A 14189-nucleotide genomic window follows, 5' to 3' on the forward strand; every position below is an offset into this window, starting at 1 on the left:
CCGTTTTTGCTGCCCTTGCCGCTCCGATGACTGACATGACGGCCGGTTTCGGCCTCCTGACCCCCGAACTGATGCTCGACGCGCTCGAGCACGCGGGCCTGCGCCCCGACGGCCGCCTGTTGCAGCTGAACTCCTACGAGAACCGCGTGCTGATGGCGCATCTGGAGGACGGGTCGGCGGTGGTGGCGAAGTTCTACCGGCCCGGCCGTTGGAGCGACGCGCAGATCCTGGAGGAACACGCGTTCGCGCGCGCGCTGGCGGATGCCGAGGTGCCCGTCGTCCCGCCGCTGCTGCTGACGACCGACGACACGTCGGGAACGCTCGGCCACTTCCAGGGCCAGCGTTTCGCGGTGACGCCGCGGCAGGGCGGTCGCGCGCCGGAGCTCGAGGATCCGGAAGTGCTGCGCTGGATCGGCCGCCTGCTGGCGCGACTGCATGAGGTCGGTCAGCGCGAGCCCTTCCAGCATCGCCTCGCATGGAACAGCGCAGCGCCCGCGCGCGAGGCGCGCGACTGGCTGCGCGCGAACGACACGCTGGCCCCCGAGGTGGCGGCCAACTGGCACGACGCCGCGGCCCGATGCATCGACGCCATCGACGCCGCCTTCGATGCGCTGCCGGATCGACGCGCGCTTCGCCTGCACGGCGACTGCCATCCGGGCAACATCCTCTGGACGCCGGACCGGGGACCGCACTTCGTGGACCTCGACGACGCCGCGCAGGGCCCCGCGGTGCAGGACCTGTGGATGCTGCTGTCCGGCGAGCCCGACGCGGCGCGGCGGCAGCTCGATGCCTTGCTGGACGGCTACGAGAGCGTGCGCGAATTCGACTGGCGTGAGCTGAGGCTGGTCGAGGCGCTGCGCACGCAACGCATGATCCATCACAGCGCCTGGCTGGCGCGACGCTGGGACGACCCGGCCTTCCCGGCGGCGTTCCCCTGGTTCGGCACGCCCAACTATTGGAGCGACCAGGTCGTGAAGCTGCGGGAGCAGCTCGATGTCATGCAGGTGGAAACGCGCCGTCACGACGCCTGGCCCGGATGACGCCCCGGAGCGCGTCGACGCGCTCCGGATGCAACGGCCCTCTCCAGCGGTCCCTTCACCGATTCGAGGCAGGGAGGGCGATCAAGGTCCTGCGCTGAGGTCCCCGATTTCCTGGCCGGGGCCGCTCGGCGCGGACGACTGAGGCCACGTTCCATTGCTCAGGAGCGTTCGCCATGCCGTCCTCGCTGCATCTGCAGATCCCGCTGCCCCGGCTGCCGTCGACCCCGACGCCGGCGCGGTCGACGCCCGCCCGGACCGGGCCGGGAATCTCCCTTGAACAGGTGTTGCTCACCCCGCCCGGACATCCGGCCGTCCATGCCGAGGAGGGGCGTCTGCATGTCATCCTCTCGGCGATCGGGCACGCCGTGCGCGACGACGCGGCGGACGCCGACCCCTTGCTGGCCGACCGGCGCGACGCGCTGCGGGACGAGGTGCTCGCCCACCTGATCGGACGACTGCGCGATGCCCGCATCGAGCCCGCGGAACGGCAGTTCCTGCAGACCTTGTCGGAACGGCTGGTGAGTGCGGTACTGGATGGCGCCTGCGCGGGATTGCTGGGCAACGGAGGCCCACGCGACACGCTCGCGAAGGCCATCCTCGAACCGCAGGACCTGCGGGTCGCCTCGATGCTCAGGACCTGGACCATCGGCGACGTCGGCACGCAGAACCTGGGGGGAGCCTCGTCCCCGCTCCTTCGCCAGAAGATCCCCGTGCATCGCGCCAGCGGGCTTCTGGCGGAGGGATTGCTGGTGGTGAACAGCCTGGTCCGGCAATCGGTCGGCGACTCACTGCCGGACGCCCTGGCGGACCGCATCGCCGCGGCACGACTGACGGCCGCCGCCCTCTATTCGGGGAGCGCCCGCGTGCCGTTCCTGCTGGACCTGGACCATCTGGCGAAGGTGGTCGGGATACGCGACGCCCTGGCGCGAGGCCATGTCGGCACGCTGCGGAAACTCTGGCGCCCGCTGCGGACCTTGTCCAACCTGGACATGATGGGCCCGCTGCACTTCCTGTCCAGCACGCCGGACGGTTCAGTGCCCTGGGCCCGCGTCAGGCCCGGCCTGTACATCACCCATCAGGAGTCCGCGCTGCTGAAACTGCTGGTCCCCGAGACGATGCCCAGCGACCCGGACCTTCTCGGCGACCCGCCGGTCCCGCTCCTGCCGGCTTCCGACCGCGTGCCGCTGCCGCTGTTCCACACGCTCGCGCCCGACCTGGAGCAGCGCCTGGACCGGCAGGCCGGGCGCGTGACGTTCACCGGCATCGAAGGTCCCGGGGCGCCGACATTCCAGCTCCATCTGCCGGCGCTCGCCCTGTCGGCAGGGCCGGCGGAGATCCGTACGCAGAACCTGGATCTGGAGCTCGGGGACGCGTTCTGCGTCGCGCTGTTCGGAGACTCGCTGCCCTTCCGCCATGAGCGCATGCCTCCCGAAGCCACCCTGACCGCGGACGAGTTCCGCGTGGGCAACATTCCCGTGGTCAAGCGCGGTGACGGCGGGCGTTGGGAATTCCAGGCCCACGGCACCGCCGTGGTCCGCCACATCTTCGGCGAGCCCGCCTTCCACGGCGCGCGCGTTCCCGACCTGTCGGGCTGGAACGCCACGACCGGCACCTACACGTCGCGCCTGCCCGCCGACACCTTGCCGGACGCCCGCAGCCCGATGCTGCGCGTGTTCGTGCAGATGGAGGACGACGCCGCGATCCATGCCGCCGGGGCGACGCTCAGCCGCATCCATCCGAACGAACTCGTCTGGGTGCAGCTCCATCCGGACGGCAGCTACAAGGTGGTGCGGGGTCAGTCGTTGCTGGCGAACGCCATGCCGGATGCGCGCGTGAAGCTGATCGTGAACGGTCACGGACACACCGCCTGGATCACGAAGGAGCGGCTGCTGAGTGGCCGCTCCGCGACGGGCCTGGCCGTGGAGCTGAAAGGGCTCATGACGAGGCTCGAGACGCCGGACCGTCCGCTTCCGAAAATCTCCAGCGTCGATCTGCTCAGCTGCTCGCTGGAGACGCCCGCCACGCTTCGCAGTTTCGGTCGCGAGTTCACGAACGAAGCCGTGACCCAGGCGCTGGGGCGGCCGGGCATGGAAACCACGGTCTACACCGACACCGTGCTCCTGGACTACGGCCACCGGCGCCTTCGCAAGGGCACGCGGCCCCACCCCCAGGCACCTGCCGTGCGGCGTGCCGCGGGAAAGACCTGGGTGTACTGGTCCGATCCGGACACGGGCACCCTCCGCGTCCGCGACAAGTACCCCGATGGGGGCGCGGGGGAGCCGGCGCGCGCCGCCTGCTGCGTCGTCCTGGAAGGCGCCGCGGACGACCGCGCGACCGAGCGGTTACACGCATTCGCGCGTGCCAGGATCTGGGAGACCTTCCAGATCCGCCGGCGGTTCAAGGAAGTGGTGGACCAGCATCGCCCCGCGGGCATGGTGCTGCTCCCCCGGATCGACGATCTGGCCGAAGGTCCTCTGACCCTGACCTACCTCGACCTGTCGACGGACGCCACGGTGAATCGCACCATCACCGCGCCCGCCGATCGTCAGGCGCTGCGCGCCGGCATCGCCGTGATCCAGGAAGGCTTGTCCGACCTCGAGGCCCGCCACGACGACGTGACGTCCGCCGGCCGCGGCCTGGACCTGCTCAACGTCGGCATGCTGGCCCTGTCGTTGAAGGACTTGTCCACGAACTCTCCCGAGGGCATGCGCTATCAGGGCGCACTCTGGTACCTGGGCGTCGCCCAGCAAGGTCTGCAGGCGGGCGCCGATGTCGCGGCGATGGTCGCCGATGTCCGCGCGGCCATGAGCCAGTCTCCGCTGCTGCCGATGGACGGCCTCGTGCGCTCGAGCAACCAGTTGTCCAGGGCGCTGTCGACACTGGGCGGCGCGGCGCAGGCCGGCGTCCTGATGGCCGATCTGAACGAACTGGTCCAGGCGCTGAATCTCGGCACCAGCACCGACGTCTCGCGCGCCACGGTCAAGCTGGTCATCGACTCCGAGGGGTTGCTGCTGGCGGGGGCCGCCGCGGTCGCGGATCTGCTGGGCGCCTCGCTGCTCGCCGCCGCGGCCGATTGCGCCCTGGTGCCGATCACGGGACTGGGATACGGGATCGTGGAACTCAACCGGGCCGTCACCGGCGCCATCGCGCGCGTTGATCGCAACCTCCGGCCGCTGCGCCAGATCAATCGCGGATACATCGAACCGCTGCGGCGCGTGCGGGCCGGCCCGACCCATGGCGCCGAAGTGCTGCTGGCCAACGGCTGGGCGCCGATGAAGCGCATCGACTTCCGCAAGGGCGAAGTGGTGTTCGCCGACGCATCGATGGGCGCTTCGGCGCTCCAGGCCAGCCAGTTGTACTGGCAGGCCGGCAGCCGGCGACTGCACGACTGGTGGGTGGCCGACGGCTCGGACCGGCAGGCCACCTATGCGCGTGACGGGCTGGACATGGACCTATGGACGCTGATGCGCACCGCGGACCGGGCCACCGTTCCGCGCGTGCCGCTTCCCCGGCCGCTGCGCGATCCAGGTCTGGTGCTGGTGCTCATGACGTCGCCCAATGTCCGGATCCACCATGACGGGTATTCCTCCTCCCGGGCCGGCGGTGATTTCTCGCTGTTGCACGACGACCTGATCGAACGGATGCAGGTGAACAGCGATGCCCGATTCGTCGGCGACTACGTGACCTCGAGCAGCTTCGCCAAATCGGCGGACCTGTGGCGCTACGAGTACCTGGACACCCTGCTGGAGGTCGTCCTCGACGACCAGAACCGCGTGCTGGCGCTCCCCGCGGCCTCGGAGGCCGAGGGCAGCCGGTTCGTCTTCGACGACAAGAATGCCCGCACCCTCCTGCCGCTCGACCAGTCGCTGGTCCATCTCCGGCTGCTGGGCGGCGGCGGCCGCTACACGCTGGCGCTGCCGCCGGACGGCACCGTGCGCAACCCGGTCATCATCCTGCCCGCCAGCCAGGGACGCGACGTCTGGACCTTCATGCGCAAGGGTGGGCTGGCGCGAGGCGGCCAGCCCGTCGACTTCATCGACGGAGACCAGAAGGGCGTCCGCATCGGCGGCCAGGAGCTGCGCTTCGAGGCCTTGAACGATGCGGTCATCCAGCTGGCGGACCCCCTGGTGCCCGACGCGCGGGTCCTGCTGGATCTCGACAACCGGCGGGCCTCGCTGATGCTGGCATTGCCGGCGTGGTCCGCCACCCTGCGTCCCGAGGCGGCGCTGAGGAAGGCGCTGGTCGCGCTGGCACCGCCGGTGGAGGTCGGTCCCGATACCCTGTTCCTCCCCCTCGCCCAGGAACACATCCACCGGCAGATCCACCTGTCCAGTTCGCTGGAGGACGGCGAGGCGCTGTCAGGACTGATGGACCCGCACTCCGGCGCGGCCGCACTCCACAGCAAGCGGCATCTGATGCTCTTCAGACCGGGCGCCACGTTCGGCACCGGCGCCTGGGCCCGCTATGACCTGCGCGGCGGGGAGGTCAGCCTCGACCCCGAAGGACGTCCCACGGTCCGCTACGACGGCGGTCATTTCCTGCAGCCGATCACCTACACCTTCTGGCAGGAATCCGGAGAGTTCGCCCGCGAGCCCGTGATGCTCACCGACGCCGGCGAAGAGGCATTGCTGCGATGGCTCCGGGGGAATCCGCGATGGACGCCGCAACGCCTGGCCACGTTCCTGAACGAGCAGCTCGCGGCAGGCACGGAGCTCGCCGGCCCCGACGGCGGTCCCCCGCAGCCCCTGGAGGCGATCGAATTCTCCGATCGCCTGTCGGCCACCCTCCGTCCGTCCGGCGGTGCCAGTTTCCTGGCGCTCTGGGGCCGGGTGGACCGGCTGGAGCAGTTGTCGGCCGGCGCGCCGACGGTGAGTCTGGCCGCCGATCCCACGCTGGCCGGCGCGCTGTCGCTGGCCGGCGTCGGCGTCGGCGCCCTGCGCAATCCCGGCGTCCGGGCGCTGTCCTCCGACGACATCGCGCTGACGAAACAGTGGCTCATCCTCCACCAGGCACAGGCCTACCTGGCCGCGGGCACGGCACCCGCGGATCTGCTGCCGGCGCTGCCGCGACTGACCGCGCCGCAGCGACTCCACCTCCAGGGGCTGGTGAACCGCCTCCAGCACCTGCTCGACCAGCATCTGGCCGCCAGGGACCACGGGTCGGCGTGGATCAGGCTGGGGGCGACGCCATCCGAGTCCTCGGAACTGGTCCACCTGTTGCGCGACGCCTGCGTGGACATCCGGATCGACGTGTACTCGCTGGCGGCCGACTCGCGCAGCACCGACCGGGACGGCCCGCACGACTACTACGACGTCCTGCCGCCCACCCTGCGGCTGTTCATGCAGGACCTGACCGATCAGTTGACGCGCGACGACCGGTCCGCCCATGTGCTCGCCTCCACGGGTGTCGAAGGACTGGTCGACAGCCCCCTTCAGCAGGCGCTCACCGCCTGGGCCGCGGAGCCCGGCACCTTGCGCCCCGAGGGCCGCATGGGTGGACTGCCCCAGACGCTGCTGGACCGGATCCGGCGTGCCGGCCTGACCGTGCGAGACCCGTCGCCGGGACTGAGCGGCCCTGACGATGCCGCCGCCGAGCACTTCGCCGGATCGACGCTGGGTCGCATCGCACGCGACGCGGACGGCTGGGAGATCGAGTCAGCGACGTTCAGGCTCTGGCAGGCCCAGGCGGGCGTCCAAGGTCTGCCGCTGGACGCCTGGTACGCACGTCACGCGGAACCGCGCAGTCCGGTCGAGTCCTGCCTGCGCGAATCGGCGGCCACCGCCCTGCGCGATCGGCTGATCCGCGTGCGCGACGAGATGGACCGCGCGAAGTTGTCGCACGCGCCTTTGGCCAACGACGCGCTGCTGGGCCGTCAGTTGCTGGCGGCCCTCCAGCGGCTGGTGCCGGGCCCCGAGGACATCAAGGCCATCCGGACGCCTGGGGGGCGTCCGGGCGACGTGTTCCGGATCGACGACGACGACGGCGATGCCCGCTACCTGCTGATGCTGCGTCCCGATCCCGCCTTCCACCAACTCCCGCCCGTTTCCGCGACGTCGAGGGACAACCTCTACTGGGCCGACATCGGCAGCGCCAGGGAGCTGGGCACGGACCTGCGCCTGCGCGTCGATCCGGACCCGGACCCCGCTCGACCTCAGACCTTCTCCCGCGGGCTGATCGAATGGTGGATGCGGCAGCTCTCTCCCGCCTGGTCGCCCGACGGCTACTCGGGTTTCCAGCTCGACGACACGGGCTTCGAAGCGACGACCCAGGGACGCACGCACTTCGGCTTCACGGAAGGTCGCCGCCTCTACATCCGCCTGGATGACGGCGACACCACGCCGTTCCACTTGAAGGACGACGCCGACTTCCGTGCTTTCACGGCGCAATTCCTCGCGGGTCGGGCGGCGCCGGCGCTGGTGCTCATCCAGGGCAACGGACGCCCCATCGACCTGGATGGCGCCACCGCGCTGGGAGCAGCGGAAATCGTGATCCTGGAGGAGATCGACGGCGCACCGCGCCGCATCGACCTGGACGACCTCGGGCTCGATGGCGACGAGGCCTTCTACGAAGGCAGCGATCTCCTGATCCACCGCCCGGACAGCGGCCAATTGATCCGGATCCGCAACGCGCTCACGGTCCCGTCGGACGATCCTGTCGATGACGAATGGCGGCCCGACCCGTCCACCCGGATCACCGGTCAAGCCGAGGCGCGTTGCCTGGCATGGCCGTCGGTGTCGCGCACGCTGGCGCGGCCCTTGCTGACGGTGCGCAGCGGCCAACTGGAAACGACCCGAGACGACGCCGACCTGCTGATCAGCGACGGGGCGCTCTGGGACCGTGTCCGTCTGCCAGACATCCCGGCATCCGATGCCGCCGTGGCCGCCGTCGGCGCCGACGAGGAACCCGTCGCGCTGTTGCGGCATCCGATCGCTCCCGATGCGTGGCGCATGGCGGCGCTGCCGGCATCGCTCGCCACGCTCATGGCCGATGCTTCGCAGACCGCGCCACAGAGATGGTCGCTGGCGAGTGATCAAGGGTCTGAAGACGGAGGGGCGCTGCTGCAGCGGGCCCCTGACGTTGCTGACGGGGCAGCACGGGCTCAGGGCCAGGACATCCCGCTTGCAGGCACGGCGGCCGCCGCGGCGCCCTCCCATTGGCGGCTGAAAGCCGCGCAGTTCATCGACGCGATGGCGGGCGGCGAGGGGCCGCCCGGCGGCCCCTCGAGCCTGGCGCTGACCTGGCAGTCATCGCCGTGCCGCTCAACGGCCGCGATCCACGCCACGGCCGCATCCATACCCTGACGCCGCGGAACGCCCCCCCACGAGGACCGGGGGCCGCCGCGACGATCAGGCGGCCGGCGGCTCAGCCCAGCAGCAAGGCGTTGACGCGCCTCACGTAGGCGGCCGGGTCCTCCAGCACGCCGCCTTCGGCCAGCAAGGCCTGGTCGAACAGCACCTGCGCCAGGTCGCCGAAGCGGGCATCACCGGCTTCATCGCCCTCGATCGCGCCCAGCTTCTTCACCAGCGCGTGGTCGGGGTTGATCTCCAGCGTCGGCTGCGACACCGGCGCGGTCTGGCCGGCCTGCTTCAGCATGCGGGCCAGGTGGCCGCTGATGTCGTGTTCCTCGACCACGATGCAGGCCGGCGAATCCACCAGCCGCGTCGTCACGCGGACGTCCTTGGCGCGGCCTTCCAGCGCGGTCTTCAGACGGTCCAGCACCGGCTTGAACTGCTCGGCGGCTTCCTCGGCCTTCTTCTTCTCTTCCTCGTCCTGGAGCTGGCCGAGGTCGACGGCGCCCTTGGCGACCGACTGCAGCGCCTTGCCCTCGAACTCGTGCAGGTGCGACAGCATCCACTCGTCGACGCGCTCGGTCAGCAGCAGCACCTCGATGCCCTTCTTGCGGAAGATCTCGAGCTGCGGGCTGTTCTTCGCGGCGCCCAGGCTGTCGGCCGTGATGTAGAAGATCGCCTCCTGGCCTTCCTTCATCCGCGACACGTAGTCGGCGAACGAGACGTTCTCGTCCGCATGCGTCGACGCGAAGCGCAGCAGCTTGACCAGGCGTTCCTGGTTGGCGTGGTCCTCGCCGACGCCCTCCTTCAGCACCTGGCCGAAGTCGGTCCAGAAGCGCGCGTACTTGTCGCGCTCGCCGGCGTCCTCGCTGTTGGCCAGCGACTCCAGCATCGACAGCACGCGCTTGGTCGAGCCTTCGCGGATCGCCTTCACGTCGCGGCTCTCCTGCAGCAGTTCGCGGCTGACGTTCAGCGGCAGGTCGGCCGAGTCGATCACGCCCTTGACGAAGCGCAGGTAGACCGGCATCAGCGCCTCGGCGTCGTCCATGATGAACACGCGCTTGACGTACAGCTTCACGCCGCCGCGCTTGTCGCGGTTCCACAGGTCGAAGGGGGCCTTGGCCGGGATGTAGAGCAGCTGCGTGTATTCGCTGCGGCCCTCGACGCGGTTGTGCGTGAAGGCCAGCGGCGCTTCGGTGTCGTAGCTGATCTGCTGGTAGAAGGCGTCGTACTCGGCCTGCGTGATGTCGCTCTTGGCGCGCGTCCACAGCGCGGAGGCCTTGTTCACCGGCTCCCACTCGTCCTTCAGCACCTGGGTCGCGTTGTCGGCGTCCCACTCTTCCTTGCGCATCAGGATGGGCAGGGAGATGTGGTCCGAATACTTCGCGATCGTCGACTTCAGGCGCCAGGTCTTGAGGAACTCCTCCTCGCCTTCGCGCAGATGCAGGATGACGTCGGTGCCCCGGCCGGGCTTGGTGATGGTCTCGACCTCGAAGTCGCCGGTGCCTTCGGAGGACCAGCGCACGCCCTGCTCGGCCGGCAGGCCGGCGCGACGCGATTCGACCGTGATGCGATCGGCGACGATGAAACCGGAATAGAAACCGACGCCGAACTGGCCGATCAGGTTCGCGTCCTTCTTCTGGTCGCCTTCGAGCTTGGCCATGAACTCGCGGGTGCCGCTCTTGGCGATGGTGCCGAGGTGGGCGATGGCCTCTTCCGCGGACAGGCCGATGCCGGTGTCGCTGATGGTGACGGTGCGGGCCTCGGTGTCGAAGGACACGCGGACTTCGAGGTTCGGCTGGTCCTCGAACAGTTGCGGATGGTCCAGCGCCTCGAAGCGCAGCTTGTCGCAGGCGTCGGAGGCGTTGCTGACCAGCTCGCGCAGGAAGATTTCCTTGTTCGAGTAGAGCGAGTGCGTCACCAGATGCAGGATCTGCTTGACTTCGGCCTGGAAGGAATGGGTTTGCTTGTCCATCGTTCGTGAGAGCGGTGATGCCAAAGGGATGCCAACGGGGTGCGACAGGGCAAGCCCCGATGGGGCCAGGATTATCGCGGCGACAGATGGGCCCGGCCCAGTCCGATTTCAAGGGGGGGACGGCACGCGCCTCTAAACTCCGCGCCCTATGCCGATGATCTACTGGTTCGACTTGTTGGGCGTGGCGGTGTTTGCCGTCAGTGGCGCGCTGGCCGCGATGCAGGCGGGGCTGGACCTGTTCGGCCTGCTGGTGATTGCCGCGATGACGGCGGTGGGCGGTGGCACGCTGCGCGACCTGCTGCTGAACCGGCATCCGGTGTTCTGGATGAAGGACACGCGTTACCTGCTGGTGATCATTGCCAGTGCCCTGGCGGCGCTGATCGTGGGGCCGTTCCCGGAGCATGCGATCGGGGTCCTGAAGATCGCCGACGCGCTGGGCCTGGCGCTGTTCGCGCTGTGCGGCACGGAGATCGCCGAGGAGCACGGCTTGAAGCCGATGCCTGCGCTGCTGATGGGCACGCTGACGGCGTGCGGCGGCGGCGTGCTGCGGGACCTGCTCAGCGGCCAGGCGCCGCTGCTGCTGCGCAAGGACATCTACGCGACGGCCGCGATCGGTGGCATCGCGTTGTATTTCCTGCTGAAGGCGATGGGCGTGCCGATGCGCTGGGCTTTCGTCACCGGCATGGTGGGTGTGGCGGCGTTGCGCCTGGCGGCGCTGTACTTCGGCTGGCAACTGCCTGCGCTGCAGATGCTGCAAGTGCATCCCTGACAAGCGCACCGGCCATCCTTTCCGGACGGCGGAAGCCGGGTGCCCCTGAGCGATTTAGCGGAGCCTGCGAGCGTATGAGCGAGGGGGCACCCGGCTTCTGCCGTCGTGCTCGGTCCCTCGAGGCTCACTTCTCGCGGTCGAGGCCCTCACCGTCTTCGTCTTCGTCTTCGTCTTCGTCTTCGTCTTCGTCCGCGGCATGCGCCTGCTGCGCATCCCGCGTGCCGCGCTTGGCTTCGGCGGCGCGGGCTTCCTTCTCGGCGATCCTGGCGGCCTCGGCAGCCTCGGCCGCGGCGCTCCACTCGTCGAACTCAGCCGGCGTCTCCAGCGTGATGCGCCCGAGCTGGCCCTGACGCAGGTCGTACAGCAGGACCTCGGCGGCCTTCTGCATGTTGATGCGGCCACCGGAGAGCACCGCGCCGCGCCGCTTGCCGATCAGCTGCAGCACCTCGCCGTCGAGCAGCGAGGCGTCGGGTTCGAGCTGGTAGCGGGACTTCAACGACTGGGGATAGTGCAGGCGCAGGTACCCGAGCAGGTCCAGCGCCACCACCTCCTCCTCGAAGGCGTTGCGGCCGATCGCGCCGCTCGCGGCGAGGTTGATGCCCGCTTCCGGCACGCGGATCTTGGGCCACAGCATGCCCGGCGTGTCGAACAGGTAGACGCCCTTGTCGAGCAGGATCTTCTGCTCGATCTTGGTGATGCCAGGCTCGTCGCCGGTGGCCGCGGCACGCTTGCCGACCAGCGTGTTGATCAGCGTCGACTTGCCGACGTTCGGGATGCCGCAGATCAGCACGCGCAGCGGCTTGTCCAGCCCGCCGCGGTGAGGCGCCAGCGCCCGGCACTCAGCCGCCATCATCTTCGCCAGGCCGGGCTGGCCCTGGTGGATCGCAACGGCCCGCGTGTCCGGCTGCGCGCGATAGAACGCCAGCCACTCCGCCGTGCGGGCCGGATCAGCCAGATCCTGCTTGTTGAGCAGCTTCAGCGCCGGCCGGCCCTGCGTCAGTTGCGCGAGCAGCGGATTGGCGCTGCTCGCGGGCACGCGGGCATCGAGCATCTCGATGACCACGTCGATCCCGCTTTTCATGCGCTCGCGGATCGCGCCCCGGGTCTTGTGCATGTGCCCGGGAAACCATTGAATCGCCATGGGGGCGATTGTCGGCGATCCGGGAAGCAGCTTTCCACCTGCGTCTTCTCAGCGCTTGGCCGCCAGTGCATGAGGCCTTGACGGCAAGCGTCAAAACCTCAAGCACAGCCGTCCCTGAACCAGCGGCGGCCTGCCCTCAGTTCGAGGCCGTCGCCGGACGCAGCTCGACGATGGTCGGTGCGCCGTCGCGTGACTCGATGCGGACCTCCACCTTGTCGCCGACCTTGATCGCGGACAGCTGCGCCGCGCTGACGACGCCGGACGCCAGCCGGAACGGCATCGTCATGCCCGGCATGTCGAGATGGCGGATGTCGCCGTGCTTGAGCGTGAGCTTCTGCTGCGCGGCATCGACGCGGCGGACCTCGGCCGGGATCCAGTCCTGCGAAGACGGCGTCGCGGCGTCGGTCGCCTGCGCGTGCTGTTCATGGCCTTCGTGCGAATGCTCCTGTGCGCGGACCGGCAAAGCGGCAGCGGTCAGGACAAAGACGAGGGCGGCGAAGGTGGTGCGAATGCGGTTCATGATGCTGACTTTCTGAATTCGTGAATGTGGGGGCGTCGGAGCTCAATGCCCCTGATGCCCGTGTCCATCGGGCTTGCGGACGCGCAACGGTTCCGCGGCGGGAGCAGCGGCAGGCTTCGGAGCGGGAGCGATCGGCGCGCCGTCCGGTGTCGTCACGGCGCGGGCGACCGTGCCCGCCGGAGCCGCGTACCAACCCGGATCGCCGTAGTCGCCGGGCTTCTGGTCCTTGCGCACCTTGATCACGCTGAACATCCCGCCCATCTCGAGCGAGCCGTGCGGCCCCTGCCCGGTCATCATCGGCACGGTGTTCTCGGGCAGCGGCATTTCCATCTCGGCCATGTCGGCCATGCCGCGTTCGCCCATCGCCATGTAGTCGGGGATGACCTTGTTGATGCGCGCCGCGAGACCGCGGTGATCCACGCCGATCAGCGTGTCCACCTCATGCCCCATCGCGTTCATCGTGTGATGGCTCTTGTGGCAATGGATCGCCCAGTCGCCGGGCTCGTCGGCGAGGAACTCGACCTGCCGCATCTGCCCCACCGCGACGTCGGTCGTGACCTCCGGCCAGCGCGCCGTCTTCGGCACGGGGCCGCCGTCGGTGCCGGTGACCTCGAACTCGTGCCCGTGCAGATGGATCGGGTGGTTGGTCATCGTCAGGTTGCCGACGCGGATCCGCACCCGGTCGCCCTGGCGCACGTTGAGCGTGTCGATGCCGGGGAAGATTCGGCTGTTCCAGGTCCACAGGTTGAAGTCGGTCATCGTCATCGTGCGCGGCGTGTAGCTGCCGGGATCGATGTCGTAGCTCGACAGCAGGAAGCAGAAGTCGCGCTGTACCTCGGCGATCTGCGGATGCCGGCCCTTCGGATGTGTGACCCAGAAGCCCATCATGCCCATGGCCATCTGCGTCATCTCGTCGGCGTGCGGGTGGTACATGAAGGTGCCGGGACGCCGCGCGACGAACTCGTAGACGTAGGTCTCGCCCGGCTTGATCGCCGGCTGCGTCAGGCCGGACACGCCGTCCATGCCGTTGGGCAGCCGCTGGCCGTGCCAGTGCACGCTGGTGTGCTCCGGCAGCCGGTTGGTCACGTAGATGCGGACGCGATCACCCTCGACGACCTCGATGGTCGGGCCGGGCGACTGACCGTTGTAGCCCCACAGGTGCGCCGTGCACCCGGGCGCCAGTTCGCGCAGCACCGGCTCGGCGACGAGGTGGAACTCCTTGACGCCGTCGCGCAGGCGCCAGGGCAGCGTCCAGCCGTTGAGCGTGACGACCGGGTTGTAGGGCCGGCCGTTCGGCGGCACCAGCGGCGGGGCCGTCTCGGCGTTGTCGCGCTGGGCGGGCTCGGGCAGCGCCGCCATGGCGACGCGCGAGACCCCGCTCGCGTTCACCGCGCCGGCAGCGCCGAGCGCCGCACCGGCGGCCGCTCGGGCGAAGAGGTTTCTCCGGGAAATCAT

7 protein-coding genes are annotated in these 14189 nt (G+C 69.5%); 3 read left to right on the forward strand and 4 right to left on the reverse strand.

Annotated elements, in window-relative coordinates; translation table 11 throughout:
• Window positions 1-35 precede the first annotated feature (35 nt).
• Entirely contained in the window at window positions 36-1040 is a 1005-nt protein-coding gene (locus tag ACQ4L4_RS17940) for a serine/threonine protein kinase (protein ID WP_431100264.1), read from the forward strand.
• A 173-nt stretch (window positions 1041-1213) separates the two neighbouring features.
• The gene (locus ACQ4L4_RS17945; protein WP_431100266.1) at window positions 1214-8341 is read left to right on the forward strand and encodes a C80 family cysteine peptidase; all 7128 of its coding nucleotides are present in this window, start codon (window positions 1214-1216) and stop codon (window positions 8339-8341) included.
• A 61-nt stretch (window positions 8342-8402) separates the two neighbouring features.
• Here ACQ4L4_RS17945 and htpG read toward each other — a convergent pair whose 3' ends face one another.
• The gene (gene htpG / locus ACQ4L4_RS17950; RefSeq protein WP_431100268.1) at window positions 8403-10304 is read right to left on the reverse strand and encodes a molecular chaperone HtpG; all 1902 of its coding nucleotides are present in this window, start codon (window positions 10302-10304) and stop codon (window positions 8403-8405) included.
• A gap of 148 nt (window positions 10305-10452) precedes the next feature.
• Here htpG and ACQ4L4_RS17955 point away from each other — a divergent pair, with 148 nt between their 5' ends.
• Window positions 10453-11073, forward strand: a complete 621-nt coding sequence (locus ACQ4L4_RS17955; RefSeq protein WP_431100270.1) for a trimeric intracellular cation channel family protein — start codon at window positions 10453-10455, stop codon at window positions 11071-11073.
• 124 nt (window positions 11074-11197) lie between these two features.
• On the opposite strand, the gene ylqF is transcribed toward ACQ4L4_RS17955, so the two are convergent.
• The 3 genes from ylqF to ACQ4L4_RS17970 all read right to left on the reverse strand — a co-directional run bounded on the left by ylqF (window position 11198) and on the right by ACQ4L4_RS17970 (window position 14189).
• Window positions 11198-12214, reverse strand: coding sequence for a ribosome biogenesis GTPase YlqF (gene ylqF / locus ACQ4L4_RS17960; protein ID WP_431100271.1), 1017 nt, complete (start codon window positions 12212-12214; stop codon window positions 11198-11200).
• 136 nt (window positions 12215-12350) lie between these two features.
• Window positions 12351-12734 carry a copper-binding protein gene (locus tag ACQ4L4_RS17965; RefSeq protein ID WP_431100272.1) on the reverse strand — a complete coding sequence of 128 codons (384 nt, stop codon included), beginning with the start codon at window positions 12732-12734 and terminating at the stop codon, window positions 12351-12353.
• Between the two features lie 42 nt (window positions 12735-12776).
• The gene (locus ACQ4L4_RS17970; RefSeq protein WP_431100273.1) at window positions 12777-14189 is read right to left on the reverse strand and encodes a multicopper oxidase family protein; all 1413 of its coding nucleotides are present in this window, start codon (window positions 14187-14189) and stop codon (window positions 12777-12779) included.

Source organism: Roseateles noduli (assembly GCF_050626985.1).
In the GTDB taxonomy this organism is placed as follows: Bacteria; Pseudomonadota; Gammaproteobacteria; order Burkholderiales; family Burkholderiaceae_C; genus Roseateles; species Roseateles noduli_A.

Excerpts from the sequence above, each read along its gene's own strand:
- ACQ4L4_RS17940 (WP_431100264.1), top strand. The coding sequence starts at position 36 with ATGACGGCCGGTTTCGGCCTCCTGACCCCCGAACTGATGCTCGACGCG.
- ACQ4L4_RS17945 (WP_431100266.1), top strand. The coding sequence starts at position 1,214 with ATGCCGTCCTCGCTGCATCTGCAGATCCCGCTGCCCCGGCTGCCGTCG.
- htpG (WP_431100268.1), bottom strand. The coding sequence starts at position 10,304 with ATGGACAAGCAAACCCATTCCTTCCAGGCCGAAGTCAAGCAGATCCTG.
- ACQ4L4_RS17955 (WP_431100270.1), top strand. The coding sequence starts at position 10,453 with ATGCCGATGATCTACTGGTTCGACTTGTTGGGCGTGGCGGTGTTTGCC.
- ylqF (WP_431100271.1), bottom strand. The coding sequence starts at position 12,214 with ATGGCGATTCAATGGTTTCCCGGGCACATGCACAAGACCCGGGGCGCG.
- ACQ4L4_RS17965 (WP_431100272.1), bottom strand. The coding sequence starts at position 12,734 with ATGAACCGCATTCGCACCACCTTCGCCGCCCTCGTCTTTGTCCTGACC.
- ACQ4L4_RS17970 (WP_431100273.1), bottom strand. The coding sequence starts at position 14,189 with ATGATTTCCCGGAGAAACCTCTTCGCCCGAGCGGCCGCCGGTGCGGCG.